Source organism: Vibrio sp. 1-Bac 57 (genome assembly GCF_037546855.1).
Taxonomy (GTDB): Bacteria; Pseudomonadota; Gammaproteobacteria; order Enterobacterales; family Psychromonadaceae; genus Psychromonas.
Window position 1 is genome coordinate 1 of the sequence record NZ_JALAAC010000089.1, and the last position, 1,515, is coordinate 1,515.

1 protein-coding gene is annotated in these 1,515 nt (G+C 40.7%); it reads right to left on the bottom strand.

The annotated features are described in order from the left end of the window. Positions 1–30: 30 nt before the first annotated feature. On the bottom strand, positions 31–1,515 hold a 1,485-nt coding region (locus tag MT391_RS20620), incomplete at its 5' end, for an IS4 family transposase (RefSeq protein WP_499499962.1).

Here is a 1,515-nt window from a genome sequence, read left to right on the forward strand (position 1 = left end):
CTCAAGTTTCGGAGTTCATTTTCAGCACTTTTACGGATAGTTACCCTCTACCAGCGACTCTTGCCGTAAAGTAAAGCTATCCATTTGCATGACTTGAGTAAAATAATTTATAACTGTCTGATTTATTTTTGCCATGATAGTCGTTTTATCTTCGCCGCTTAATTCTACCATATCACTTAGTGCTCCTGAGATTAACGCGTTGAATAGGCCCCATAACTTGCTAGCGAAATTCAGGCTGCACATACTTTCTTCAAGTTCGTTGCGCACATCACTCATGCGTTGTGCACCAGATTCATGCTTGGCAAAGAGTAACAAGCAAAATCTTAATCCCGTTAAGTGAATCGAGGCAATATACGCACTGTAGTGGCGACTTTGCTCTTTTAAGAAACCGAGCTTTTGCTTAGCCTCTTTAAAATACACTTCAATACCCCAGCGTAATGCGTAAACCTCTAATATTTTCTGATCACTTAATTGACTATCGGTACTGAGAAATAAGGCCCAATCATATTTCCCTGCCTGTTCCTTATCGTCATTAACACCTCTAACAAAAAGTAATTTCACTTTGCTCCAAGCATCGGCTTCTTTTTTTGATTGTGCTAAATTCAACTTAACCACAATTGACTTAGACTGATACGGCATCACATTTAGTTTTTGCCAGTCACCTTTGATATGTGCTTGATATAGCTCACTTGCTGATGCTGTTTTTCCATCAAGTGTTTGATACTTCATCTTGTTTTTTTTCATCCGAACAATACCGGTCAGCGCTTCGTTTTCTGTCATTTTTAAGATCGGCTTAGTGGCAAACCAAGCATCAGCTAGAAAGAAATCCGCTTCAATTCCAGCTCTGGTAGCACGACTTATCATGCTACAAACCATTTCCGGTTTGGTTTGAGCTAACGATTGCTTGTAACGTTTAGCCGCAATACTGCGGCCATCGGCAAAATCGTTAACAAGGGGTTGAGCTTTCGTTTTGCTGATGAAAATTTCATTATCGAGTGGTACAAATTGCGTGTCAGAGGCAAACCCTAATGTCAGCACTTGTTGGCCCATCACGCAGCGGTTCGTTAAATGGTCAAAATGGCTAGATACACCCGGCATTCTCTTACCTCGCCTAATTTTGACTGAATCATCGACGACAAAGGCGCGAATCTTACTGCTTTCTCCTGCTTTTATGACTTTTTTCGCCACTTGGAGTTGGCATTTTCGCCAGTCAAGATCTTCGCGGTTAAGTAAATCGTAGAGTGCATCTTTTTTAGCGGATGAGAAGCTAAGCAGTGCATCACGAGAGAACATAGCAACAGAATCCACTTTCAACCAAACCCAAAGCATTAACAAATAGACGAGATCATTGGATTGTGTGCCGGAGCGTTTTTTAAAACCACACCGATGAAGTACAGATTTGAAGCCGAGTTGCTGCCAAGCTTTGCTGAAAATATTATCAATTTTAATATCAGATTGGGTGAGAAAATCAATAGTAAGAGATGGTAAAACGAGATGCTTTGTGTCAGGATTCAT